Source organism: Nostoc sp. FACHB-892, assembly GCF_014698795.1.
Taxonomy (GTDB): Bacteria; Cyanobacteriota; Cyanobacteriia; order Cyanobacteriales; family Nostocaceae; genus Nostoc.
The window spans coordinates 17,078-41,418 of the sequence record NZ_JACJTR010000050.1 but is presented as its reverse complement, the minus strand read 5'-3'; the positions used below and the strand labels follow the sequence as shown (position 1 = coordinate 41,418).

27 protein-coding genes are annotated in these 24,341 nt (G+C 40.4%); 10 read left to right on the top strand and 17 right to left on the bottom strand.

Annotation, left to right across the window (positions count from 1 at the left end):
• Positions 1-174 precede the first annotated feature (174 nt).
• The 3 genes from H6G96_RS34255 to H6G96_RS34245 all read left to right on the top strand — a co-directional run bounded on the left by H6G96_RS34255 (position 175) and on the right by H6G96_RS34245 (position 2,391).
• Positions 175-408 (top strand): hypothetical protein, encoded by a 234-nt coding sequence (locus H6G96_RS34255; RefSeq protein ID WP_190918016.1) that lies wholly within the window; start codon positions 175-177, stop codon positions 406-408.
• Positions 409-636: 228 nt separating this feature from the next.
• Positions 637-993 carry a hypothetical protein gene (locus tag H6G96_RS34250; protein ID WP_190918013.1) on the top strand — a complete coding sequence of 119 codons (357 nt, stop codon included), beginning with the start codon at positions 637-639 and terminating at the stop codon, positions 991-993.
• 252 nt (positions 994-1,245) lie between these two features.
• Positions 1,246-2,391 carry an IS4 family transposase gene (locus H6G96_RS34245; RefSeq protein WP_347242312.1) on the top strand — a complete coding sequence of 382 codons (1,146 nt, stop codon included), beginning with the start codon at positions 1,246-1,248 and terminating at the stop codon, positions 2,389-2,391.
• A gap of 240 nt (positions 2,392-2,631) precedes the next feature.
• Here H6G96_RS34245 and H6G96_RS34240 read toward each other — a convergent pair whose 3' ends face one another.
• Positions 2,632-3,117, bottom strand: a complete 486-nt coding sequence (locus tag H6G96_RS34240) for a Uma2 family endonuclease (protein WP_347242310.1) — start codon at positions 3,115-3,117, stop codon at positions 2,632-2,634.
• A 173-nt stretch (positions 3,118-3,290) separates the two neighbouring features.
• Complete coding sequence (locus H6G96_RS34235) at positions 3,291-4,310, bottom strand: NADP-dependent oxidoreductase (protein ID WP_190918011.1); 1,020 nt, start codon at positions 4,308-4,310, stop codon at positions 3,291-3,293.
• A 217-nt stretch (positions 4,311-4,527) separates the two neighbouring features.
• On the opposite strand from H6G96_RS34235, the gene H6G96_RS34230 reads away from it, so the two are divergent.
• Positions 4,528-5,049 (top strand): hypothetical protein, encoded by a 522-nt coding sequence (locus tag H6G96_RS34230; RefSeq protein WP_190918009.1) that lies wholly within the window; start codon positions 4,528-4,530, stop codon positions 5,047-5,049.
• Positions 5,050-5,139: 90 nt separating this feature from the next.
• Entirely contained in the window at positions 5,140-5,262 is a 123-nt protein-coding gene (locus H6G96_RS42620) for a hypothetical protein (RefSeq protein WP_277933027.1), read from the top strand.
• 310 nt (positions 5,263-5,572) lie between these two features.
• Here the strand turns inward: H6G96_RS42620 and H6G96_RS34225 are convergent, their stop codons facing one another.
• From H6G96_RS34225 to H6G96_RS34215, 3 genes are all read right to left on the bottom strand, one after another.
• A complete protein-coding gene (locus H6G96_RS34225; RefSeq protein ID WP_190918007.1) occupies positions 5,573-7,834 on the bottom strand; it encodes a hypothetical protein in 2,262 nt (753 codons plus the stop codon).
• A 169-nt stretch (positions 7,835-8,003) separates the two neighbouring features.
• On the bottom strand, positions 8,004-8,540 hold the full coding sequence (locus H6G96_RS41815) for a hypothetical protein (RefSeq protein WP_242063511.1): 537 nt from the start codon (positions 8,538-8,540) through the stop codon (positions 8,004-8,006).
• Positions 8,541-8,552: 12 nt separating this feature from the next.
• Entirely contained in the window at positions 8,553-9,983 is a 1,431-nt protein-coding gene (locus tag H6G96_RS34215; protein ID WP_242063510.1) for an IS110 family transposase, read from the bottom strand.
• 401 nt (positions 9,984-10,384) lie between these two features.
• Between H6G96_RS34215 and H6G96_RS34205 the strand changes: the two genes are divergently transcribed.
• The 3 genes from H6G96_RS34205 to H6G96_RS34195 all read left to right on the top strand — a co-directional run bounded on the left by H6G96_RS34205 (position 10,385) and on the right by H6G96_RS34195 (position 11,473).
• Positions 10,385-10,744 carry a hypothetical protein gene (locus H6G96_RS34205; protein ID WP_190918004.1) on the top strand — a complete coding sequence of 120 codons (360 nt, stop codon included), beginning with the start codon at positions 10,385-10,387 and terminating at the stop codon, positions 10,742-10,744.
• Between the two features lie 71 nt (positions 10,745-10,815).
• The gene (locus H6G96_RS34200) at positions 10,816-10,983 is read left to right on the top strand and encodes a hypothetical protein (protein WP_190918002.1); all 168 of its coding nucleotides are present in this window, start codon (positions 10,816-10,818) and stop codon (positions 10,981-10,983) included.
• A gap of 16 nt (positions 10,984-10,999) precedes the next feature.
• Positions 11,000-11,473: a hypothetical protein gene (locus H6G96_RS34195; protein ID WP_190918000.1), complete on the top strand. Its 474-nt coding sequence runs from the start codon at positions 11,000-11,002 to the stop codon at positions 11,471-11,473.
• 124 nt (positions 11,474-11,597) lie between these two features.
• Here H6G96_RS34195 and H6G96_RS34190 read toward each other — a convergent pair whose 3' ends face one another.
• The gene (locus tag H6G96_RS34190; protein ID WP_190918026.1) at positions 11,598-12,815 is read right to left on the bottom strand and encodes a hypothetical protein; all 1,218 of its coding nucleotides are present in this window, start codon (positions 12,813-12,815) and stop codon (positions 11,598-11,600) included.
• A 134-nt stretch (positions 12,816-12,949) separates the two neighbouring features.
• Positions 12,950-13,966: a HEPN domain-containing protein gene (locus H6G96_RS42615; protein WP_190917998.1), complete on the bottom strand. Its 1,017-nt coding sequence runs from the start codon at positions 13,964-13,966 to the stop codon at positions 12,950-12,952.
• A gap of 177 nt (positions 13,967-14,143) precedes the next feature.
• Between H6G96_RS42615 and H6G96_RS40960 the strand changes: the two genes are divergently transcribed.
• Positions 14,144-14,320 carry a hypothetical protein gene (locus H6G96_RS40960; protein WP_206757687.1) on the top strand — a complete coding sequence of 59 codons (177 nt, stop codon included), beginning with the start codon at positions 14,144-14,146 and terminating at the stop codon, positions 14,318-14,320.
• A 188-nt stretch (positions 14,321-14,508) separates the two neighbouring features.
• On the opposite strand, the gene H6G96_RS34180 is transcribed toward H6G96_RS40960, so the two are convergent.
• The 10 genes from H6G96_RS34180 to H6G96_RS34140 form a co-directional block, all read right to left on the bottom strand.
• A complete protein-coding gene (locus H6G96_RS34180) occupies positions 14,509-15,579 on the bottom strand; it encodes a ParM/StbA family protein (protein ID WP_347242311.1) in 1,071 nt (356 codons plus the stop codon).
• Positions 15,580-16,054: 475 nt separating this feature from the next.
• Positions 16,055-17,065 carry a hypothetical protein gene (locus H6G96_RS34175; RefSeq protein ID WP_190917994.1) on the bottom strand — a complete coding sequence of 337 codons (1,011 nt, stop codon included), beginning with the start codon at positions 17,063-17,065 and terminating at the stop codon, positions 16,055-16,057.
• A gap of 228 nt (positions 17,066-17,293) precedes the next feature.
• On the bottom strand, positions 17,294-17,563 hold the full coding sequence (locus H6G96_RS34170) for a hypothetical protein (protein ID WP_190917992.1): 270 nt from the start codon (positions 17,561-17,563) through the stop codon (positions 17,294-17,296).
• A gap of 104 nt (positions 17,564-17,667) precedes the next feature.
• Positions 17,668-18,435, bottom strand: a complete 768-nt coding sequence (locus H6G96_RS34165) for a hypothetical protein (RefSeq protein ID WP_190917990.1) — start codon at positions 18,433-18,435, stop codon at positions 17,668-17,670.
• A 121-nt stretch (positions 18,436-18,556) separates the two neighbouring features.
• Positions 18,557-18,679 carry a hypothetical protein gene (locus H6G96_RS42610; RefSeq protein WP_277933026.1) on the bottom strand — a complete coding sequence of 41 codons (123 nt, stop codon included), beginning with the start codon at positions 18,677-18,679 and terminating at the stop codon, positions 18,557-18,559.
• A gap of 34 nt (positions 18,680-18,713) precedes the next feature.
• The gene (locus tag H6G96_RS34160; RefSeq protein WP_190917988.1) at positions 18,714-19,091 is read right to left on the bottom strand and encodes a DUF6009 family protein; all 378 of its coding nucleotides are present in this window, start codon (positions 19,089-19,091) and stop codon (positions 18,714-18,716) included.
• Between the two features lie 501 nt (positions 19,092-19,592).
• Complete coding sequence (locus H6G96_RS34155; protein WP_190917986.1) at positions 19,593-20,768, bottom strand: ISH3 family transposase; 1,176 nt, start codon at positions 20,766-20,768, stop codon at positions 19,593-19,595.
• A gap of 101 nt (positions 20,769-20,869) precedes the next feature.
• Entirely contained in the window at positions 20,870-21,115 is a 246-nt protein-coding gene (locus H6G96_RS34150) for a hypothetical protein (protein ID WP_242063509.1), read from the bottom strand.
• Between the two features lie 105 nt (positions 21,116-21,220).
• The gene (locus H6G96_RS34145) at positions 21,221-22,819 is read right to left on the bottom strand and encodes a hypothetical protein (RefSeq protein WP_190917984.1); all 1,599 of its coding nucleotides are present in this window, start codon (positions 22,817-22,819) and stop codon (positions 21,221-21,223) included.
• A 468-nt stretch (positions 22,820-23,287) separates the two neighbouring features.
• The gene (locus H6G96_RS34140; RefSeq protein ID WP_100903988.1) at positions 23,288-23,500 is read right to left on the bottom strand and encodes a hypothetical protein; all 213 of its coding nucleotides are present in this window, start codon (positions 23,498-23,500) and stop codon (positions 23,288-23,290) included.
• A 223-nt stretch (positions 23,501-23,723) separates the two neighbouring features.
• On the opposite strand from H6G96_RS34140, the gene H6G96_RS34135 reads away from it, so the two are divergent.
• A complete protein-coding gene (locus H6G96_RS34135; protein ID WP_190917982.1) occupies positions 23,724-24,326 on the top strand; it encodes a hypothetical protein in 603 nt (200 codons plus the stop codon).
• Positions 24,327-24,341: the final 15 nt, after the last annotated feature.

Sequence of the window (24,341 nt, the reverse complement as noted above, 5' to 3'; positions counted from 1 at the left end):
CTTTATAGTAAAGCGTTTGCATTCAAATAGAATGCCTGCGTTAGAACAATATAGTTAGCTCTCATGAAATCGGATGCTAGCAACTCTTCTTACTTTTATTCGTTACCCCGACTTATTGAGCCGATACGTTTTGTGGTAGTTTTTTATCGTTGAAAATTAAAATAATGAGTGAATATGGCGAAAATCATTGTTAGTTCTTGGGAATCAGAGGGGTATGGACATCATTCTTATATTGATGAGCAAATACATCCTCAATACCTAAAAATAAGAGAAATATGCGAACGGTTAGGAATTGATATCCCAGAAATGGACACTCAAATTACGTCACTTAGCACAAGGACAGAGATTATTGCCGATGAATCTGTACTGGATTATGTGGAGCCAATTTACCATAGCGATGCGGATTAATTAAGTATATCCCTTAGTGCAGTATGCACTGGGGGATATTTCTAACTGACTTTCAGCTTAATTGCTTGTTTGTCCTCTGGGTTTTTTCGTATGACATCGCTTAACCACTAGAATATCTTTTCTGAATGGGGAAATTTTATGTAAATTTAACCACATCATCCTGACGAAAGTTTACAATATAATTACTGAAACTAATCTAGCTACAACCAACAAGCTTTGGTTCGATCCATGACTGATAATAAACAAGTTGTCTCTCAACTCACTCAACAAAGACCAAGACGTGTTTCGGTTGTAGCTCCAAGTGAACTCACTATCCACCACCGTCACAGACAATCCTTTCAGGTACTACCCACTTTAAGCAATTACATTTTCAAGGTTATCGCTAAATTGTCCATCGTCAGCGCTATGTTGTTTGGCATCAGTGCATTAGGCTACTGGGGATTAGAAATTGTTGAAGCTAACACAATCCCGATAATAAAAGAGAGATACGATTGGCAAACCCAAAAACATATTTGTTTCGGTTGGATGTTAGTTGCTTTTTCTAGCTTCCTTGGAAGTGCTTCTTTTGGTAACGAGTCTCACTAATCACATCCAAGAGAGTTAAGCAGCCTTAAAAATTAATGCGACGATAAATTTCAGTCAGGGGAATTTCTACGTTTAAACTGTGCAGCATAATCCAATACGGTTCAGTTAAGGCTCAAAGTTGTGTAAATTAAGGATTGTAATCAAAGCTAGAAATAAACTGTAGTGTATCTCAAAGACTTCGCGCTGTTGTCTCCAATAATACAAAGCAGTGAACTGCTAAAAGCGATAGAGACAGCTATACCTGCAACTGCTATTGAACAAGCGATCGCGACCAACAAGTCCAATGAACAAAGAAATCGTTCTTTGCCAGCACATTTGGTAGTTGGACTGGTGATAGCAATGAGCTTGTGGTCAAGAGATTCGATGCGAGATGTACTCAAAAACTTAGTCGATGGTCTTTCTGTGGGATGGGTAAAAGTTGGGAAATATTGGCGAGTACCTTGTAAATCAGCAATTACTCAAGCTCGGCAACGATTAGGGGCAGGGGTAATGAGCCAATTATTTCACCAGTTAGTACGACCAATGGCGACTGGTGAGACGATAGGAGCATTTCTAAATGGACTGCGAATTGTGGTGATTGATGGTACTTGTTTTGACCTTCCAGATAGCGATGAAAATGCGAGAGTTTTTGGTCGCCCCGGTAGCCGTCCAGGCACACAAGCAGCTTTTCCTAAAGTCAGATTAGTCATATTGGTAGAAGCAGGAACGCACATAATATTTGATGCTTTAATGTGTCCATACCGCATCGGAGAACGAGTGCGGGCATTAAAATTATTACGCTCTGTTACATCAGGGATGTTGTTGATGTGGGATAGGGGATTGCATTCGTATGCAATGGTACACGCAACAGTGTCTCAGGGGTGTGACTATTTAGGGAGAATTCCTGCCAATGTTAAATTCATTACAGAAAAATCGTTGCCAGATGGTTCTTATCTGTCATCGATTTACCCATCTGGAAAGCTACGAAAAAAGGGTTGTCAGCCAATAATAGTACGAGTGATAGAATACACAATTGAACATCCTGATTACCCAGAAGAAAAAGTGATATATCGCTTGATTACTAGCCTGTTAGACATTCAGCAATTTCCGGCCGAATTGCTAGCTAGAGAATACCATCAGCGTTGGGAAGTTGAAAATACGATTGATGAATTGAAAATCCATCTTTTGGGGCGAAAAACCCATGTTCGTTCTCAAAAACCACGCGAAGTAGTGCAAGAAATTTATGGTTGGCTGTTAGGACATTGGTCAGTCAGAGTGTTAATGTTTCAAGCTGCAACGGCTGCTGGGGTTGCGCCATTACGTTTGAGTTTTACAGGAACTTTACGGGTAATTCGTCGTGCTATTCCTAAATTTCAACACTTACAGCAAGAAGAGTTACCCTTTTTTTCGATTGGTTAATTGTAGAAATTCTAGATACGTTGTTACCCGAGCGCGTTCACCGTACTAATCCCAGGGTTGTAAAAAAACCTGTATCAAAGTTTCGTTCTAAAAAACTAAAACACAGAGGTACTGGGCAACGAGTCGAAGCTCCGAAATTTAACGTAACTCATAAGCTTTTGAGCCTTAACTGAACCGTATTGCAGCATAATCGTCCGCTCAAGGTGAGAGTGAACTTGCCATAGCCAGCGATCGTTACTGTTACGATCCCGCGTTGTGATATTGCTCAATGTAGGGTTCAGTTTGACTTACAAGCAGATATTCGCAAAAGCTGGCAATCGAGCAATATTTTCTGAACTTGTCCCCTCGATCATAAGCTTCATTCAGTAGAGGGCAATAAAACTTCGACAATAAGCATTGGATTGAGAATTTCTTGCGATTGCCATTAAACTCTGGTTCGCCATTAACAACCATCAAATCAGCATAAGTACCACACTGATATTCAGGAATCCAAACTCGCAAGTCGCTATTATACAAACGAAAATCCGTGTCTCTCAGTAAAAAGCCTAGAGTTATTAAGAAGTTGCTGGCGATCGCACTGTGAGATTCCGACCCTCCCGACATAGTAATAATCTCTCCGTTACGGTATTCATGGCGTTCGGGGTTGGTTTCTTCCATAGCCCGATACTCGTCTAACGTGAGGCGAGTTGTTATTACATCTGGGGGACTGGTTTGAGCAAAGACCACAATCAACCTCTTAAATAATTAGCTCTAAAACTATTATCTGCAAAGTCAAGAAGAATTGCTATTGAACAATAGAATGCCGCAGCCTCACTTGGAGGCTGCAATGTGCTTCCATCGGCTGGTTCTGATATGTTTTTTTTATTGCCTAAAGGCAAGAATTCATTCAAAAAGTATGCTTATCGTGTCGGATCGTCACTGACTTGAACAATCAGCTTGCCGAAGTTTTTCCCTTGTAGTAAGCCGATGAAGGCGTGCGGGGCGTTTTCCAGTTTCTGTACAACATCTTCCTTGTACTTGAGCTTACCTTCTTGCAACCACCCAGAAACATCTTTGACAAACTCTGCCTGCCGATGTTGGTAATCACCCACAAGAAATCCTTTGATTAACGCCCGTTTAACCAACAGCGGCATTAAATTAGGGCCAGGAGGAGAATTTTCAGCATTATACTGTGAGATTAAACCAACCAATGGGATTCTTGCTCCTTGATTAATGTGCTGCAACACCGCTTCTAAAATCGGGCCAGCTGTATTGTCAAAGTAAACATCGACCCCGTTCGGACAAGCAGCTTTTAGGGCTGAACTCAGTTCTTGAGTTTTACGGTTAATACAGGCATCAAACCCTAATTCTTTCGTCACATAATTGCATTTTGCATCACTCCCAGCGACTCCTACCACGTGAGAGCCTTTGATTTTGGCAATTTGACCCACTACAGAACCGACTGCACCAGAGGCGGCAGAGACAACAACCGTTTCGCCAGTTTTGAGTTGCCCAACATCAAGCAGAGCAAAGTATGCCGTCATTCCGGGCATTCCTGTTACACCCAACGCATAGGAAATGCGAGCTTGATTGGGGTCAAGCTTACGCAAAGTTTCGCCCTTCGATATGCCATAGGCTTGCCAGCCGTCATAACCAAGTACAAAATCTCCGGTTGAGAATTGGGGATGCTTAGATTTCATCACTTGGCTAACTGTGCCACCGACCATCACAGACCCCAGTTCTACTGGAGCAGCATAAGACTCGCGATCACTCATACGACCGCGCATATAAGGGTCAAGGGACAGATAGATCGTCCGATTGAGGACTTCACCTTCCCCTGGTTCTGGAATTGGTGTTTCGACAATGGCAAAATCGCTCTCTTTCGGTTCTCCAAGCGGACGGCTTTTGAGTAAGATTTGTTGGTTAATTGAATTAGTCATTGGCTGTGCCTTTACTTTACTCATTTTTTCTATCAAAACTACAAGTCGTCTTGGAAGCACCCTTATTACAGTAGCTTGTCTAATGTAATGAGCAGCGAATCCGTTTACCTGTAGCGTGATAGATCGCATTGGCGATCGCTACTTGTCCACACATCAAGACTTCCCACACTAAATGCTAAATTTTATTTAGCCACCCAGCAGGAGTTTTCTTTTTCTTATGTGGTTTTGGTCTGCCGATTCAGTAGAACAAGAATTATTTGATATGTATGCTCCAGCCCTGCGATCGCTCGGCGTAAATTTTAATGACGAGCAACTCCAAGACAGTTTAGAAGCATCAAGCTATTGTTTAGAAGATGCTTTCAGGAGCGCAATCGTTTACATACTCTGGCTCGAAGAAAACCTGAAGCCGATCTACCCGACTGCGATACTAATCGAGGCACTCGCAAATAAATGGCGAACCAAGTACTGGAAACCGGAGTATTTGGAACTTGAACAGTTGCTCTCAAGAGGAAAGCGCTGGTGGAGGGCAGCAGTGGATAAGTGGGGTTACGACGAGCGTAATCAACTGGTTGCAGACATATTTGACGACCACGGACAGGAATTTATTAAGTTCCGAAATGGGAAAGAAATTCTAGTTGACACTGCTTATAAGTGGGGGTGGGAGCGAGTCGCAGATTATGCGTCCCCGTTCTCAGAAAGTAATTGCTCACTTCGCGGTATCAATACAAGGGAATCTTGATTTACACCTTCTGCACAAGAGTAGACAAGCACCGTCAAGCAGCAATCGCTTTAGCAGGTATAACTCGCTTGATTAGCGCGATCTCTTTCTATGATAGGCGATAAGCCTACGGCATGGCTTCGCTTACCGCAACAAGCAGGGAATATTGACCTGGATGAGAGAGAAACACGTCGCCTCATCGATGCCAAGCTACGAGCAGAAGATGGGAAGTAGATTCACAATAGCTTACTTACTCCTGATCAAACTGAGATCATGCTTAGAAACTCCCTTAACAAATTTGGAACTGCTTCCATATATTGGTTCCGATGGATTGCATCCATTGTGGATAAAACTGGCAACCACCTCAAAGCTGCAACAATAGGAGACAATTGTTGAGCTTGCTCAAACGCTTGTTGGAGTCTTTCCTTAGTCTCATATTCAGCCCATTGTTCTAAAGCGACAAAAAAGGCTGACGGTGACTTGATCCCCTTTTTAAGTGGTCGCCGCAGGCGAGGTATCTTAAATGAACCGTATTTATGTGTAACTATTTTCTATAACAAAGAAGTTGCTGCACTAGTTGTTCCCGAAGCTTTTTATCTTGAATAACTTGAGCCACAACTAAAGCTTGATTATAATCACTAATTTTTGCTTTTAATAAAGCAATTTTTTCTAAAGAACTGGCTCTATCACCATCATCATCTACTACTGTAATATCTGGTGGGTTGCCAAAATTTAAAACCCGTGATTCTGGGTTAGAGATAGTTTTAGCTGCGGCAAAAGCTAAGTCTGAAACTTGTTTTGCTGACTGGATTTTTTGAGTGCGAAGATATGTTTCCCCTATACTTATTAACCCTCTAGTTTTATTTTCAGGGTTTTTGGTATTTTGAGACAGTATATTAACAATCTCACTAGCATCACTACCATTTTCGATAACTAATTTAGCTAACTCTGGCAGCCTATAATCTCGTGTTGTTGTAGGTATAGCTTGTATAATTTGCAAAGCAGCATTATATTGTTTAGCTGCAATAAAAGGCTCTGACATTCTTTGTAAAAGATTATCACGCACTGAAGAGTCTTTCTCTGTTTGAACTGCCTGTATTGCTTCGGCTAACAATTTCTTGGCTTGCGGTTGATTACCAATTTTAAGAAATGCCTGTGCAACACTCACCAAAGCAAAAGCACGTTGTTGTGGTGCTAATTTCCTTGCCTCAGCAGTTGCTTGATTTAACAGTTTATCTGTTTGTGCAGTTTTACCAAATGCAGTTGCAACTAGAGCTAGTGTTTGTACTTTATAAACTGAATTACCAGAGTTGTTAATCTGCTGAACTATAGACAAAGCGCGTTCTAGTTGTTTGTTTTGGGCATAACCTTCAGCGACTTTTTGCAATAAGCGATTGCGCTGGTCAATATCGGCTTTATCCATTTTTTGAGCAATCTGCAAGGGTAATTCAATATTTCTGGCTTTAATTGCTGCATCGGTAATTCGTGACAGCCAATCTTCTCTACCCATGAAATCATTTCGTTTTGTCTTACTTACTAAGTCAAAAGCAAGTTTGTATTGTTTTTCAGCCAACGAATTTGCCAAAATATTTTGCAAAAAACCGACATTATCTATAGCCTCTGGTGTTTGAATTAAAGGAGTAAGTTCAGTAATAATTTGCTCAACTTTTTGTAACTGTCCTGCTTTACTATATTCGTTTGCAATAATTCCCAAAGTTAGGGCTTTTTGTTCTACATTTTGTAATCTTTGTGCTACTTTATAAGCTGCATCTTTCTGTCCACCTTTAGCATATGTCTGAATTAGCGGTGCTTGAAGGTAAACTGCATTACTATCATTACCAGTTGCTTGCAGGGCTGCGGCAAAATTTTGGTCAGCTAGCTGCTGTTGACCTTTATTACCATCGGCGAGAGCAATTTCTACGAAGCTTCTACCTTTAAACTCTGGTGTTTCTATATTTTGTGCTAATTTTTGGGCTGCTTCTAGTTGGTTTGTCTGAGTTAATTGCTTAACAACTTCAAATCTAATTCTAGAACGATAGTAAGGATCAGATATTGAAGTAACTAGTTGTAGAGCACGTTCAGTTTTACCTAATTGAGCGTAAGTAACAGCAATAGTTTCTAATACCAAAACTCGACGGATTGGTTCTTGAGGTTGAATTTGTTGGGCAAACTGAAGCGACTGCGCCAAAATTTGTTCTGCTTGCACTGTTTGTTTAAGTGCTAAATATTCTTGAGCAATAGGAGTTAAAGCTTTAGTTTGAAATTCTGCACCTTTAATAGACTGACTAGTGGTTAATGCTTGTGTCAACAATGATAAAGCTTGCTGTTGTTCGCCAATTATCCGAAAATAATTAGCTATTCTAGTTAAACTTTGAGTTTTTGCAACACTATAACTACTATTCAAACTCTGGGTTAAGCTTGTTAACGATGTCAATAATTGGCGTAGCTGTGGTTTTTGGCTAGGCTCAATTTGTTGAGCTAATCTTCCTAAGAGTGACTCTTGGGGTAAGTAACTATCGAATAGCTGAGTGAGAAAAGTTCTTGTTACTGTTGAATTTTGGGCTTTTAGAGCAATTTGTATAGCTTGGTTAATACGCGAAATTGCTTGTTCATTTTTACCAGCAGGAATATCTTGTTCCAAATCCGACACAAGTATATTAATTTGAATTTGGGTATCTTGTTGCTGCTGTTGTTGACAAGTGGTGGTTTGGGCTAATGTCGGCGATAAAAATATAAAACTAACAGTATCTAACAAAGTTAAAAGTGATAAGGTTACAATAAAAACCTGGGAATAAGATTTTTGCATACAAAAGATTGTATTGTTTTAGTCAAGTCTTCTTTTTGTTATACAAGCTATTTTGCGGTTATTACGTAAAAATCATAAAAGACTTAATTTATCTAACCGCAGAGGGGCTAGGGTGCAGAGGAGAAATTATTTGTATCATTCATGGTCATGGCAGATACGCCATCGCTACTCATTCCACTTCACCAGCACCCCATCCACACATGCAATACCAGACTGCGGAAACTTCGCCAGCAATTTCTTGATCACAATCTGCTTTGGCAGGGTCATCCCGACACGAGAGCAAGAAATCAAACCCCGGATTCTCCCCCGAATTCGCCGCAAGTTTGAGTTTCTGCATACGTTCTGGTCGCATATTTGACCTTGCAACAATCGCCTCATGCGACCATTTTTCAGCATTGGGCACAGGCGCGGCGGAACAAGTACCTTCATGATCTGCTTTGACTTCTACACCCGAAACTGAATTTTCAACTAACAACGAAGTGGGATTACCCTGTTCTAACTGCCCCTGTGTTTGATTAGCGATCGCTTCCTTGCCAGAAAATTCATTTTGAGCAACGGGCGCGGCGGAACAAGTACCTTCATGAGAGACTGCCGCCTCAACACCACAATTCTGGTTTTCAGCCAACAACGAAGCAGATTCCCCCTGTACAGCTTCCACAAGCGCCAGCGATCTACAGTCTACTACTTCGCTCCTCTGAAGAAACACTTTGCGTAAAGCTTATGTAGCAAGGGTAGGAGAGGATAGAGTATTTTGCTGCTCTGGAGAAATTGGGACAATTTCAAGACCAAGAGTATGAGCTTTGTTCCTGAGATTTTTGAGAATCAGTTCCTGATATTTTTGCTCATAGTAGTCCATACCAGGATCGGTATATTGTCCAGCAGTTGCCCACATTTGGTAAAACAAGCGAGCCAATTTGTGGGCAGTGGCGGTGATGGCTTTTGGGGCACCCAAGCGCGATCGTAAGCGCCTGTAAAAAGCACCTAAAGCAGAACGGCTTTGAGTTAGAGAAAAAGCAGCCATCCGAAAAGCCGAAGCGGCGCGATTAACAACTCGACGAGTCTGAGAACTTTTGACTTTACCACCAGTGATTTTTTGACCAGGGCATAAACCCAACCATGAGGTAAAGTGCTTAACAGTAGGGAATCGTTTGGGGTCTAATCCAACTTCTGAGAGAATGGTTTGCACAGTCAAAACATCAAGACCATCAATCAGGGTAAAATCTAAGCCTGAAATGTGATAAAGATATTTACGTAAATCAAAATTGGGATTATTGCCTACAGGCTTTTTTCTGCGTTTTCGCTTGCTGGTCGGTGGTTCATCCTGTACTTTAGTTTCAAAGGTATTTAAACATTTTTCAATTTCTTTATCTATGGCAGCTATCTGTTGTTGATAAACCTCATAAAGGGTTAATTCTTGATTGAGGACAAATAAATGTTCCAGACGATAGTCTCCAGTTAAGGCTTTAGCAATGTCTGTGGTACTACTTTTAATTCTAGGGTCTTTGAGGGCAGCTAACTTTTGTGGGTCTCGTTCACCAGCGACAATTGCCTTAATAATTGTCATTCCAGTTAAACCACTAATATCGCTAATCACTTGATGTAAATGTAAATTCATTTGAATCAGTGCTTTTTGCATTCTTTGCAAATGAGTTCCAGCACTTTTAATCAGGCATTCTCTTTGGCGAATATAACTACGTAAGATACAAATTTGGTCCTCTGGGCGGAAAGAGCCAGACAATAGCCCGTAGGTGTGTAACTGTTGTAACCATTGACAGTCTTTGACATCTGTTTTACGTCCTGGCACTGTTTTCAAATGATGAGCATTTACCAGTTTGACCTCAAACCCTCTGGTTTCCAAAACTTGGAACACCGGAATCCAATATACTCCTGTTGCCTCCATTGCTACAGATGTTACGCCACATTGACTCAACCAATCAGCCATTGCCATCAAATCTGGGGTAAAACATCCAAATCGCCGCACATTTTTCTCGTCTCTCAGAGGCGGAACACACACCCAATGTTCTGCACTACCCAAGTCAATTCCTGCCGCATTCTCATTTATTTGCGCTAAATGTGAAGCATTAGATGACTCTAGCCTTTGTTCTTGAACACTAAATGGATTTTGATCTTGGTTTATTGGCAATTTCATCTTGGCACCCCAGTTTGATCATTCCAATATGTCCTGACCTGGGTTGGTTATATGTAGATAATCTCTGAAACGGGATAGGAAAATTTTCCTTCACCAATGCCATAACCATTCAACCCAGAACCATGCTTTCAATCAGGCTTTTTTTAATACACTATTGTGGGTACGGTTTTAACTGTCAGGATACTTATAAATGTATCTGGTATTTCGCCCATGCGTCCATGCTTATTGTTTCTTTCATCCATAACGGGCGGAAAACGCCGCCAGTGCGGTGCTTTCAACATACAAAGTGCGGTATGGATATATATGGAAGAGATTCACTTTGCCAAGAGTCAACGAGATTTTGAGGTGGGAAGAGAAATTGTTGGATTGATGAGACAGAGACGGAAGGAAATATTAGGAAAATGAAAGAAAAAAGCCTTTTACCAAATGATGAATTTTCTCAACTCTCCACTACAAATTTATTAGAAATCCTCGAACATGGTTTGTTGTTGGAGAGGGGACGTGCGTTGTTCATGCTTGCGCGACGTTCCGGGGACAATAAGGAACTTATCGACACAGTTGTAAGAGAAATATATGATTCTAAAAACAGGAATACCAGAACAATTGGTACAGTTTCGATTTCTTTTTTAGGTATTGCTGGCTTGTTAGAAGCAGATACTAGCGATACAAAAGAGATTGTCAAAAAGCTTCTCGAATCATGGACAGAACCAAACCGTAGCGATCTTCTTGTATTTTTAAAGTCAACGTATCAAAATTTTTAATGGCGAAAACAGAAAAAATCACCTTATTAACGAGAATCTAAACTCTTCTTTCACCGAAGTCATGAAAGAATATGGGACAAGTGGCTGGAATTGGGGTTGTGATCATACCCAATGCTGCCACGCCTGAGAAGCTGACTTTTAGCATGGGTCGCTCTAACTGGATTGCAACTACTTATGATGCGATTGGTACTGGTGTTGGACTGTGGGAAACTGGAACTCATATCCGCCAAATTCTTTAAGCTCACTTAGAAGATCATGAACTCAAAGAAACCTAGTATAAAACATACTTGTATTGACGGTCAAGAAATCTTATTTCCTAGTCAAATGGACTGGGAAACTTTAAAATTAAATCCAATTATTGATGATAGACCACTGGCTATTTTAGATTCTATTTGGTCAGCACTTGAATTTGCTCAGAAGTACCCTGAAATTCACTTGGGGCTTGGAAAAATATCATCTGGAAAGAAATGGATGCCATATATTTTTCTTGATATAGAATCAAACTTTCAAAGAGTCCACTTGGAAACTTTAACCTGTAGTTTTTGCAATTGGCGAGGAAAAACAGCTAATCCTATGGTTATTGATCCCTATTTTGGAGATGGGATAAATCAAGATCATTTCACTCTTATGAGAGCTGCTGAAAGATATCCTGTGCTTCCTTGCCCCTCATGTGGCAATCGCTTGCCAAGGCATCCAATTTGGGTAGAGCCTGTGAATTATAAAGATTAATTCATGAAAGCGTTGATTTCAGTTTTATCGCATTGACCCAAAAATACTTAAAATGTTGGTAGAGACGGTATGGCGCTGGGAATGGGAACGAGTATTGCAATATGCCAGTAGTTGAGAGAGATCGCTAATCATTCCACTTCATCAGCACCCCATCCACAATCGCAATCCCCCACTGCGGAAACTTCGCTAAAAGCTTTTTGATCACAATCTTCAAAGCCGGATCATCATGACAGCATTGTTGGAGGAAGTCAAAACCAGGATTTTCCCCAACCAGAGAAGCCATTTTCAGTTTCTCCATTCGCAATAGTCTAGCTTTGGATCTGATGGCGATGTCTTCTCTACGAGACGCTCCGCGAACGGCAGTAAACAACATCTCACTAGATTTTTGCACCTGATAATTGACTACAGATATATTCCACTGCTTCTCAAACTTGTTGATGCTTGCCCTCATGCTGGCGTAATACTTGCTGTCTAGCAAATATTGAATTACCCACAATGGGGGGCATTCTCCAAGGTTTGCTCTATCCAACCATTCAAATATCTCACTTTGACTTAATGACACGGGCGCGGCGGAACAAGCACCTTCATGACAGTCCCTCGCCTCAACACCACAGTCCTGGTCTTCAGTCAGCAACGAAGCGGAATTACTTTGTTCTACTTGCCCCTGTGGTTGATCTGCGATCGCAGAATTTAGAGAAAATTCATTTTTAGCGACGGGCGCGGCGGAATAAGTATCTTCGTGAGGGTATATCGCTTCAACACCAGAGAGTTGGTTTTCAGCCAACAACGAAGCGGGATTACTCGGTGCATTATCCACAAGCGCCAGCGTCGTACAGTCCATTGCCACAGGCAATTCTTCAAGTTCTGACGCGCTTTCGATATGTGAAGGCGACGCGCCCCTCAAGGGCGCATGAGCCGTTTCCTCACGCGGATTTCGAGCAAGCGCGTCAGAACCAACTACCATACCAACAACCTTAGTTGGTTGTTGGTAGGTAGTTAACGGGTAGTTAGAAACGTTGTTAGGATTTTGGAACCCTTGCAATTCCTGACTTTTTTGACCATTCTTTTGGAATGATTCCAAATCAGGCTGGATTTGTTCCACTTTGGGGTGGTTTTCATTCCGTCCGGGCTGGTTTATTTCCTCCCCGGCGTGGACAGCTTTCTCATCACAAGAACTGGTTTCCGCAGACGTGGACGATTCCCAATAAAAGCGATTGTAATAACCGTGCAAGTTACGGACACGGTAGCTAATCAGTCCTGGTCTGCCGGAAGGCAAGCGGCCAAACACTTCCTCGAACTGAAACAATCCTTGGGCAGTCAACGCCGCACCTGCTTTTTGCAAAGATTTGTAGGTGAGGTTAGTGTCGAGTTTATGGGCAGCAATTTCGGCTCAATGCTATCCTGGCTTAAAAATTTTTTGGTTCCAGGTTTGAGCGATTAGTATTGCAGGTGGTTAAAAATAATAATGCGTAAATTTTATGCAGAATATCCCAATCTATTAAAATAATTGAATAGTTGTTGTTTATTCTGACCTAAATTTATCCAAAAAATAATTGCTTTCCTTACTAATTCTTCTGTAAAGTCAATATCTTCTTCTAGAAGAACGATTTTATCCTTAGTACCATGAATAAAATTACTTCTTTGATTATAAAGCTTTTTTATTTTTGAATAATTATTTTGAAATTCTTCTTTTGTATTAGATAGTAATAGGCTTGAATGTCGAGCTACAGTATGGGTTATTTGGTCATGACTAATGCTGAAAATACTCTCTAGAGCAGTTATAAGAATAATAAATCTCACCATATCATATTCGACTGTATAAGAAGCATTGAAATATTCAAGGGTAAGCAATAAATCATTACTTATAGGTAATTTATTTTGAATTAAATTATTGAACTGTTCAAATTTTGATTCATTAATACATAAAGTTTTTTCTTCATGACGACTACCGCTCCCATAAAATCTGATAGGAATTTCTTTACTTGAAAGGTTTATTAAAAAAGTTACAGTGGCTACTGTATAACCAGGAAATGTAAGTCGCAAGCATTGAGTTAAATGCTTAACGTATTCGTGAGTAACGTATAAAACAGAATTCGTATCACCTGCAAAATATTCTTTCCCATCAATTTTCACTTTAACATCATAATCAATAGTTTCGAGAAATATCATATAGTATCGATTAAAAAAACCGGAATCAGATAATTTACTCCAGTTAATTGCATCGCAAAAATATCTATCTAACTCTTGCCCAGTATAATTAACAAAATACTCTTCAGAAGTAAAACTGTTAGGCATATTAAAAAGGTTGGAAAATCTATCTTTAACCTCAAGTAAATCAAATTTAACAAATTGGTATCCTTTGATATATTTGTTTAGTTTTAGTATTGACTCATCAACATTTCTAAAAAGAGTATAGATTTTTAGCATAAATAGTTCGTTATAATTACCTATTTCAACCATTTTAACCGAAATTTCACATACTATTGATGTCACAATCAGCTTTTTTTCAATTTTTTATCTACTTTAAAAGCAGAATTTTATACAAATAAAATAAAGAGAAATTTTAGATATTGATCTACCCTACAATCTTTTGTGATATTCTTGACTTGAAGGGGACTGTACACCAGTGGATTTAGAGCCACATTGTACGCAACCAATGACAATGGAAAAATGCCCCCAATCAAACGCTTGCGTAAACCTCTAGCTATTGCTGTTTTACTAGCTTCGATTACTGGTTTTAGTTTCTATATCGACGTAATCGATACAAGCAACTCTGACTCACGGTCAACGACTATAAAGATAGGAGTTGACCTGACACTGAGAGGAGGTTTACCTAAGTCTAAATAAGTAGTTACGCCCTTAACTGTTGGATATAACAGTTAAGGGTTTATTGTTTATTGCAACGCCGAGATGAAGAAAGGTTAACGCCCATCTCCCCCAAAATTTTTCGTTCTCATGTACCATTAAAGCCAAAAAGACCTTTGCTGTAAATAAACCAAAGTTCGTCAATCTTGACTGTTGGAACATCACTTTTGTTACCCAGCAGCGCGAATAGCAGCAGACAATTTCGCCTCTCCGTAAATATACTGCCCTAAAGCATTAGCTTGACGAGACGGTGCAGCTAAATAGGAATTAATTCTAGCTTCCTTGAGCAGACGTTGAACATCGTCCCAGAAGAATTCACCACCCCCACCTGTAATAATTACATCTGTCACTCGCTCTGGCAACAAAGCTAGTACGCGACGACAAATTTCCCTAGAAAACATCTCTGTGAAATTGGGGAGAAAATCGTCTAAGTTAGTGGGTTTGCTTGCGCCTTTAGGAAGATAAAAACGCTCACCTCTGGGTTTGTTTACAGCAGAAATCAGTCCTAATGATTGACTATCAGCACCGTCTATTCCCGCAGCCACCAGTTCATATAACTGGTTCATACCAAAGTATTCACTCTTAGAAGCATCTTTAACAAACCGGAAGTTATCTACTATGACCATATTAATGTTTTGATGACCAATATCAAAAATAGCCACGGGAATTTTTGTAAAATCAGGACTGCCTCTTGCTTTCTTTGGTTGAGCTTCAGTCCAGAGCAAACTACCATAACCTTCTGGCATTACGCATACCTTAGTAATATTCAAATATACGGATTCACCACGAAAGGTTATTAAATGGGGACTAGCAATCATACTAATTAACTGTGCTTTATCTAGCTCAAATTCTTTTAAGGAGAAGAAAGGTAAACCTATCACTACGGATATTTCATCTTTAAGTTTAAAATAGGCAGCACTTGCTAAAACTTTGATCAATGCAGATTCAAGCTTAGATTGTCCAACACAGAGATTTGCACCAAAGTCAGCTGCTAATTGACCAACAGCATAACCACTACCTTGATGTTCCATCCACAAATCCATTAAGGGGTCAGTAGCTTTAGGTTCAAAAAGACCCCCACGAATTTGTTCAAATGAGATTTGCTTCACATTGGCAGGAATAAACACCACATTATTAGGTTCGCGGCTCACACAAGTCTTTGTGCTGATTATGCCTAAATCAACACTGAGAACACTGAGAATAGTTTTATTTTCAACATCGTTGGGTTTTACAGCGTTGATTTGTTTAGTTGCTTCTATTGCTTTTAAAAGACGTGTATAGTAGTCATCAGGAACAATAATTAACTCCTCTTTTAATTGGTAGAGAACTTGGTTAGTTTGTTCCACTGCTGTTTGAAATCTATTCAAAGCATCTGCTGTTGATTCTCTATCAATCTCCCACATTAAGGTAATGAGATTTTGTTGCAATCGCACTGCCAAACGCAAACAGTCTTTTTCTACTTCATCTAATGCGTGTTGACGAGTTAAATCGTTAATCTGCCTTTTGCTTTCATCAGCAAATTCATAATATTTCTTCTCTAAATTGGTGTATTTGTCCGTTAATTCATTTGCAACTTGTCTGTGATGCTTGGCTGCTTGTCTGTCCTTTTCGCCGGCAGCATGAGTAGTAAAAGCACCTGCAACAGCACCAACCGCCGCCCCTAAAGCACCGAACAGAAGAGGAATTATAAAAATCATATAATTTTTGACTAATTATCTAGGAATGAGGAGGAAGGCAAGGAAGTTGAGAATTAGGCAACAACTTACTATCTGCTGATGTGAGTCCTAAAGATTGAGCAATAGCCACTGATTCACGTAACCGTTGCATAGCCCCTTCTATCCCCGGTGCAATTGGACGATTTGTAATTTCTTGATTAATGGCTTCTGCTTCGGACAAAAATTCTAGATTTTTCTGATGTTCATAAATCAGTTCATCTTCAATTGCTTGCAAATTCGCTAGTTCTTGCTGAGTTAAAGACTCGAAATATACTCTTACATCCTGTTTATGGTCATCAAGGATTTTGAAAAACTCGTAAACCATACCCGCAGCACCAACAACAGCTAATGCAGGTGCTACTGTAGTTAATGCGATCGCAATTGGTGGACAAGCTGCTACTACTGCTGTAGTTGCAAATGCCGTTGCACCCCCAACTGCACCACCCATGACGGTATCTTTTAATGTTGCTGTAGTCGCTTCTTGTGCAGAAATTTCGCCTCTGACTACACGCAGTGCATTAGTTAGAAGCGAAAAAGGTGCGGCTGTCACTGCACCAACAGCAGCCCCCAAAGGTGCAGCTTGAAAACCTGCTTTAACAGCACCTGCGAGATTGTCAAACTGCAATTTGGCATTCAGTCTCATTTGTTCCTGCCAACTCATGGTCTTATCACCACGAGTGATGTTGTCTTTGGCATTCTCCCATTTGATATTGTTGGGGTTATTAGACCCTCCTTTGCTGTGGGGTTTGATATGACTAGCGTGTTTATCAGATAGATATTGTTCGGCATTACTAGCCGCAGATTTGCCGTCAACACCTGCGCGTTGAGATGGGGGAATCTTCTCTAACATTTCTTGGGCTTGTACCCTGGTTCTTGTCGGTTCACCAGGTCGAATCCCACCTTTATATAATCTACGCGCCGCACTTAAAGGTAAATCCTGTAAATTAGCGTGGTGAATGTTGGTTGTAGCAGCAGCGTTGACAGCAGAATTAGGATGGGAATCGTCAGACATGAGGGATTACCTTTCGTATCTAGTAGTTCGCCAAGTGAACTTGGCGGGGTAAAGGGGAAGGGGGAAGGGGGAAAGGGTTTAAATCCCTTACCCTTTTCCCTTTCCCCTTTCCCCAGTCCTCACTTAGCATTTTTGGGTTGGCAGACTACTAGTTTATTCTTTGAAATTTGCTAATACGCTTTCATCCAATTTGACGGAAGCGTTTCATAACATAAATTATACTCAATACTAAAAGATTATACTAATACTGAGAATTGTTGGCAGTAAATTTTTACCTGACGCTCGATTACTTGAAGACGTTGCGCTATCAACACCTTTCTTGATACACATCTCTAAATCCAGCACCATAATCACTGCTTTAGCTAAAGCATTACTGTTTGTATTTACTACCTCCTGACGCAAGTAGTAAATGCGATTAGGATTGCTGATACTGCACAGTTGAGCTAATTCACTATCTTTCTTAACCCCAGAAACGATCGCAGACTTAACCCACAGCAAGTTCTAAACTCCGTTAGGAGAGTAGCATACAGGTTTAGCTATCACCTTCAGCGAAGCTGAATTTTCCTGTTCTACCTGCTCCTCAGTTTGATTCTGGAACACACCTAGAACAGATCATCTAATTCCTTGTCTGTACTACCCTTCTCTAAATCGTCCCCCCAGCTAGACGGAGTTGAGGAGCTTATTCTATCTCGTCTATTATATGGACGAGCGCCAGAAGGAATTTTAGAGCCTAAAGACAAAGAATAGCTTTCATCAGAATCAACAATTTCCGCATTTATAATCAAGTTTGTGTCCTGAAAATTACCTAATTTTGTAAATGTTTTGCCTAGTAATTCATGTCTTAAAATAGCTATATCTTCAGCACTAGCACCTAAATCTTTTAAAAGTTCTGATTTCTGTTTAATAACTTCAATTCTTTTAAGTTCAACTTGTAAATTACCTATCTCTTCTTCATCTTCTTCTCTATATTTTCTATCCTTTTTCCTTTCATGATTGTCTTTCAAATATTCTCTAACAAAGAGCAACGGGTTTAAAGCTCCTAAAAACTCCCAAAATCCAGGCGAATTAATATTAACTTTTTGAAGTTTTAATCTACATTCTAAAGGTACGAGACTGGCTATTTTTTCTTCACTAGGGTTCCACCAATTTAACCATAATAAATTTCTCAAAGGTATTGGTAATTTCCTATCATATCGATTATTTAATTCTTCAGCCTGTTTAACGATACTATCAAAAACATAAGCACTATTATAAGCATGATCTAAAACTTTTAAATATTTAGATACATCTTCTACTAATGCTCCACTATTACCAGTTATACGTAGAACAGATCCTTGTTTAGTCGCTTTAAGGCTTGAAACTGCAACCATAATAAAAATACCTCGTTTTTATCACAGAAAACAAAATAGTAACACTTTATGCACCCACAAACTGCTTGCATCATGAAGCGGTTAAGTTATTCAAATTCAGGTGGCCAAAGTTTTGCGATCGCTATTCATTCCACTTCATCAGCACCCCATCCACAATCGCAATTCCCCACTGCGGAAACTTCGCCAGTAACTTCTTAATCACAATCTGCAAAGCAGGGTCATTATTCCAGCACTCTAGAAGCATTTCAGTGCTATACCCCCAGAAAAAAGTTATGGATCTAAATTTGATCCTCATTCCTAAGTGATTGAGTTTTAGAAGGTTGTAACCCTTTCTGTTTAGGCTTTACTGTCAAAGGATTTATGGACTCTGTAGGAAAACTATAATGATCTTTGTAAGCCTCATAATCACCCTTACGTAATACAAAAATACGTCTTGTGAACTTATTTCTACCTTTTTTAGTAGGTGGGGCATCATTTTCTAGTTCCACATAACCCACGATTTGTTCTTCACATCTTTGATGGTTAGAGATTATGGCTTTAGTAATTCCCTCTCTTTGGGGAAAATCTGCGAATGTTTCTCGCAGCCAAGGATAATCTTTTAGGTCAAAACACCAAACAACATTTTTCTCTAGCGTCAGATCAATGTGTCCTATCATACCCACAGTATTCTTAATGTATCAATATACCATACCTGATAAAACAGTGTATCGCCAGAGATATACGTGTTTTCGGTTTATAGCCAGATAACTTGCTAAGAGCAGTGAAAAAAACAATTGATTTGGAATCACCGAGGCAAAGATGGTAGAATGGCGCAGTTTCTCGGTAGGGGTATGATGTACGCAATCACCTCATTGCTGATGTGTTGTACGAGAATGGGCAAGAATTCATCCAATTCACCAATGGTAAAGAAATGCTGGTAGAGACGGTATGGCGTTGGGAATGGGAACGAGTGCTGGAATACGTTAGCAGTTGAAATAGTGATTGGTAGTCGTTCAGGACGTACATTTTACTTTATCAGTAAACCAAAAAGTTTTTCCAAAAGGGCGATCACTAAAATACTGATAGCTTATAATACTAGTAAATACAGAATCCTCTAACCAGCAGACATAGTATAGATTATGATTACTTATGATTAGTTGGTCGATAAATTTTCAGTGCTAACCTGTTGGAATATAAATACTTTCAACTACTTGATATTTGCGTTGTAGGGCTTGCGATAAAAAGGCCAACATCTGTTTAAGTGTAAAAAGTGTACGATAAATTAATCGGCTACCTTTCCTTTTGCGACTTATTCTAAGCCAGAGGAGGTTAACCCAAATATTAACTAAAAGAAAGGATATACCAACGAATAGCAATCTCAATGCTGGATTTTTATTATTTGTTCTAATTCGACAAATATTTTTAAGCCGATAACTACTTTCGATGCCAAATCTTTTTCGATAATCTTGATATATATAGTCTAAATTCGTTTTGATTTTATAAGTAACATAAACAAAGTATTGCACCCCATATTTTTTACGTTTTCCTTTTCTATATTTACAGACAATCCATAAGTCAAAAGTGACTGAATCATCTTTGTCTCTTGTAATAGTATGGGTAGTTTTATAGCTTTTTCTTCCCTTCAAAAACTGTTTAATTCCTCCCTTCTTTCCGGTTTTGATAGCAGGCATCATAAATGGAATATCTAATGCTTGCAACCATCTAATTACAGGAGTATTAAAAAATCCCCTATCTAAATAGAGTTTTTTTACATTTATTTTAAGGGATTCAAGTTCTGCCAATAAATAAGTAATTATTGCTACACTAGTATCTAGTCGGCGAACACCTCTGACTGCTAGTGTTACACGCTTATTTTTGTTAATGACATATAAAGTTGCATAGGCATAAAATGAATGAGTACCAGATTTAGCTTCACTTTTATATATGTATGGTAATTCTAAGAGTGTTGGCTTACCATAATAACAAATTAAATTTAAATCAATCGCTATTTTTAAACATCCTTTTTTTAAACCCAAAGGAATTCGACTTTTCAGTGATTGATTTATTTGCGCCTCTAGCTCTTCAAAATTATTGATTTTTTTGAGATGATATCTAATATCGTTAGCTGTAGGAACATTCTTTAATAGTTTAGCTGTGTTCTCAATACTATCTCCACTACTGGCTGCTTTTATGAGAATCTCGAATAAAGTTTGCTGCTCACATACTCCTTGAGTTTCAATCGAGAAATTTTCTACTAAACATTCAATCACTTCATCTAGGGTTTCTAAGTCTGTTAAAATTGGTTCTTCTGTAGACTCACTCCTCTTAGCTTTTCCTAGAGATAAAACAGTCAAGTTTTTCAGCCAATATACGACACACTCCTTTGATCATTTCATATTTTGAAGTGCTGTAAAACATGATAACTATTTTTTATATAATGAGTATTGCATGATACTTACTTCTCTGTACTCATTTCTTGGTGATATCTCCTGTACCCCAAAGCACTTGTTAGCGGCATCCACCGAGAACCGTAAGGGTCAGCCGTCCAACACTCCTGCCACAATTGCGTAACTGAAGGCTTTTGTTGTGAAGCCCATAACATATCCTCTATGGGAATAATCACATGAAGCCTTTTATACGGTGACTGTGGTTTAGTGGCAGCAGACTTTTTGAGCTTGGGTCTGGTAATAGTTGCACTCATGTTTCAATCTCCTGTTTATGTTGGCGCACAGAAATATCCCCCACTGTGATGCAGGGCTTGGTACTTGTATTTGGTTGTCTAAAAAGTCACCAATACACTGGAAGCCTATTCAGGCTGCCAGAATCGCAATTCCTCTCGGAAATACCTATCAGTCTTCTTTGATTGCTCCTTCCAGCAATCCCATGCAACCACCACTTCTTCGCCTAAATCCTCTACTACTTCACCTCTCTCTACATACAAAGTGCGGTAGGGGTCAGCGTGAGCAACAATAGAACCCTTTCCGATAATTGGAGGATGAGAAGCAATTTCAAGAGATTTGATTAGTTCTATTTCCTCACTGGTCAATTCCGCCCAATAGTCTGATTTAATCACTTCGTACTCTTGGGCAACATTCCAAAACTCCTCCCAGTTACACCCAGGTTTTGCAAGTACCTGACGAATATCACTAACCGCTTGGGGCAACATTTCCAGTTGCTCGGCTCGATATGCGATCGCAGATTGTGTTGGCTCACTCCCCAAGATTATCGCCGCAGCTTCAAGCGCCTGCGTGTTGTTCATCGCGCTGCCGAGATTTTTCAATGCCATACCCATGAGCCGCAGACATTCTTGGGCGTTCTCCTTGGGGGGTTCTGCTGCTAGCGATCGCAGATCAATAGTTTTTTCTAACGCCTGTTTCACCTGCTTGTTCAACGCTTTGGCCGCTTGTTGGGTCATGGTATTCCCCCATTCTTGAGAAGGGCGCTGTTGTACGGCGTTTTCTAATTCCTGAATGCGAGAAAGGAGTTGTTGGTTTTCAATTTCCAGTTTCCGTAACCCCTCCATCTCATCCAATCGCTGCTGCAACTGGATATTTTGTTCTCTCTGCTGCTTGTACAGTTGTTGTAGAGATTGGATTTGCTCTTGTACTTGGGCTTCAGCTTTAGCCCCCGCTTCTGCTTGCAAACCAATTCTCAATTCTTGGCAAAGTCGCTCTAGTTCCTGTTTATGGCGTTCTTCAATAGCAGCGATCGCCTCAGAATATTCTGCGGGGTAAGTGCGCTCTCTGGGGAATGGAACGCTGGGAGCATCTAAATCAGCATTGTTGATCAACAACCTCTCGCCATCAGCAAAAGTGACAATCTGTTGCCAGTGATTTGGTGCGTCTGCCTCAATGGTTCCCTCATCTCCATACCTTGGGTGTGATTGTTGTGAAACTATGACTTTGGCTTTTTGAGGAACCAGTGGTTCCTGAATTTTGGGAACCATTGGTTCCTGAGTAGATTGCTTTTTGCGTGGAAGTTGAGGAACCACTTTTTGGGCGGCAGATGCAAAGTCTGATTCACTAGGGGAAGGATTGTCTTTGAGAGCGATCGCTACAGCTTGTTTTAGTTTCTCTGGTTCCTTGATTAGCCGCAGCAGTGGACGGGCTTGACGCTCATTCTTGATGTGTCCGCCCAACTCGCCAACTGCGTCTATGACCTTTTTGGCTCCTAGCAGTTGGTTGATTCGTCGGTATCCACCCCAGGCGTATAATTCACGCTGGCAGTATTCTTCAAAGTTTTTATATCCAGCTTGCAGGTAAAGCTGCTGTTCCCTCATCTGTAGAATTTCATCTACCGCCTGCCACTCGAACCTATCAATGGCGGTGAAGGTTTCCTGGATGCTGGTGTTGAGGTTGCTGTAATCGAGTGCTGATGTTGTCTCGGAACGGTTTAGTGTCAGCATGGTTTTACCTATATGTGCTGCATACACCCGTAAAAAACTGCTTATATGGGCGAACGAAATTAGCCACTGTGGATGGTACAGGGCGATTTGATATTGTTTTATTGATCATGAACTGTGCAATTTGTGAGACTGACCAAAGAGCAATGTTTTTGAGGCACTAACTCAAGGGGTTTAGTTTTCTCCAAATTTTGAAAGGCACAAAGCATATTTTGAGGTGTAGAGGAACTAGCTATACCCCCTGTTTACTGCCTGTAGCCAACTGTTCTCACAGGTGGTACAGATGCGCCACTTCCATGTGGGATGTGACACTTTTACAGAATATGCTTGTTATCCCAAATGGTAGCACAGTATCATCACAAAAGATGCAACACCTTTAAAGCAGTAAACCCGCCTATTGATTGGCGGGTTTTTCCTTGAGCATTTCTTTTAGTTTTTCTAGTAATTGCCTGAGAGATTCGTTCTCTTCTCTCAGGCGGCAGTTTCCCCCAATACTAACTCTTCTAATTTTGCGACTCTGTGCTTTAGCTCCACAATATCGCCAGACTCAGCTTTGTTACCCAGGTATTGCTCAATTAAATCAAGCAGGACATCGGTAGCATTCTTACCTTCTTCCTTGACCTTTTGGTAAAAAGCATCCTTCTTTTCTGGTGAAATCCTGATATTTAGCCTTGATTCAGTCATAGTACTTTCCTCTTTTCTTGATCAACGCTATCAGCGAAACCCTTGTATTAACAAGTGTACTCCCAGGTATTTATATTTTGTTATCCCAGCGTATTGACAAATGGGATAACAAACACTATACTATATTTATAAGCCTAAACAAAAGACGACCGCCGCAGTCTGGACAACGAAGCGATCGCCCTTTGTGAAAACCTAACCCAAAGCATGAGTCAGGAATATAATTATGACGCATTCAACCTATACAGAGCAAGCACCTCCAAGCTTCAATCTCAACACACTAATCACATTTGCTGATGCCCCTTGCAGAGACGAGCAAGCCCAAGCCCAAGCAGAACTGTACACCCACCTCGAATCCCAAGCCGAAGCTGTAGCGTCAACCAAAGACCCCCTCACCAGCAGAGATCGCCGTATCATTGGTGAGATTATCGAAGTCGAACCCGAATCCGTTCGGACGATCTGGATAGAAGCCGGGATTACCGTATGGGTACAGTTAGTCGGTGGGGGACGACTACCCTTCGATAGAAACTGGTTCGCTACAAGAGTTGCAGAGGTCAAGGCGACTCTACCGGAAACCCCATTAGAAAAGAACGAACGATTAAGCGATGAACTAGAAAAAGCCTGTACTGTTTTTGGTCTGTATCACGGAGAGATCGACTGGCTCTCATTCAGCACCAAACTCTACCAAGACGGGCATTTTGTTGGCTTCGTCGGGTGCAATCAACAAGGTTGGTACACTCGACCAAGACAGTACGGGGTAAATCGGGTTGCTGGCAGTGCCAAAGATGTGATTGCGTTGCTGGGAATCCGAGCGGCAGTAGCGGCGTAAGTTGCTGCAAGTGAG

Excerpts from the sequence above, each read along its gene's own strand:
- H6G96_RS34165 (WP_190917990.1), bottom strand. The coding sequence starts at position 18,435 with ATGGTTGCAGTTTCAAGCCTTAAAGCGACTAAACAAGGATCTGTTCTA.
- H6G96_RS34160 (WP_190917988.1), bottom strand. The coding sequence starts at position 19,091 with ATGATAGGACACATTGATCTGACGCTAGAGAAAAATGTTGTTTGGTGT.
- H6G96_RS42620 (WP_277933027.1), top strand. The coding sequence starts at position 5,140 with ATGATAGGCGATAAGCCTACGGCATGGCTTCGCTTACCGCAACAAGCA.
- H6G96_RS34215 (WP_242063510.1), bottom strand. The coding sequence starts at position 9,983 with ATGAAATTGCCAATAAACCAAGATCAAAATCCATTTAGTGTTCAAGAA.
- H6G96_RS34255 (WP_190918016.1), top strand. The coding sequence starts at position 175 with ATGGCGAAAATCATTGTTAGTTCTTGGGAATCAGAGGGGTATGGACAT.
- H6G96_RS34150 (WP_242063509.1), bottom strand. The coding sequence starts at position 21,115 with ATGAGTGCAACTATTACCAGACCCAAGCTCAAAAAGTCTGCTGCCACT.
- H6G96_RS34140 (WP_100903988.1), bottom strand. The coding sequence starts at position 23,500 with ATGACTGAATCAAGGCTAAATATCAGGATTTCACCAGAAAAGAAGGAT.
- H6G96_RS34235 (WP_190918011.1), bottom strand. The coding sequence starts at position 4,310 with ATGACTAATTCAATTAACCAACAAATCTTACTCAAAAGCCGTCCGCTT.
- H6G96_RS34230 (WP_190918009.1), top strand. The coding sequence starts at position 4,528 with ATGTGGTTTTGGTCTGCCGATTCAGTAGAACAAGAATTATTTGATATG.
- H6G96_RS34205 (WP_190918004.1), top strand. The coding sequence starts at position 10,385 with ATGAAAGAAAAAAGCCTTTTACCAAATGATGAATTTTCTCAACTCTCC.
- H6G96_RS34175 (WP_190917994.1), bottom strand. The coding sequence starts at position 17,065 with ATGTCTGACGATTCCCATCCTAATTCTGCTGTCAACGCTGCTGCTACA.
- H6G96_RS34195 (WP_190918000.1), top strand. The coding sequence starts at position 11,000 with ATGAACTCAAAGAAACCTAGTATAAAACATACTTGTATTGACGGTCAA.
- H6G96_RS34145 (WP_190917984.1), bottom strand. The coding sequence starts at position 22,819 with ATGCTGACACTAAACCGTTCCGAGACAACATCAGCACTCGATTACAGC.
- H6G96_RS34250 (WP_190918013.1), top strand. The coding sequence starts at position 637 with ATGACTGATAATAAACAAGTTGTCTCTCAACTCACTCAACAAAGACCA.
- H6G96_RS40960 (WP_206757687.1), top strand. The coding sequence starts at position 14,144 with ATGCCCCCAATCAAACGCTTGCGTAAACCTCTAGCTATTGCTGTTTTA.
- H6G96_RS34225 (WP_190918007.1), bottom strand. The coding sequence starts at position 7,834 with ATGCAAAAATCTTATTCCCAGGTTTTTATTGTAACCTTATCACTTTTA.
- H6G96_RS42610 (WP_277933026.1), bottom strand. The coding sequence starts at position 18,679 with ATGCTTCTAGAGTGCTGGAATAATGACCCTGCTTTGCAGATTGTGATT.
- H6G96_RS34200 (WP_190918002.1), top strand. The coding sequence starts at position 10,816 with ATGGGACAAGTGGCTGGAATTGGGGTTGTGATCATACCCAATGCTGCC.
- H6G96_RS34135 (WP_190917982.1), top strand. The coding sequence starts at position 23,724 with ATGACGCATTCAACCTATACAGAGCAAGCACCTCCAAGCTTCAATCTC.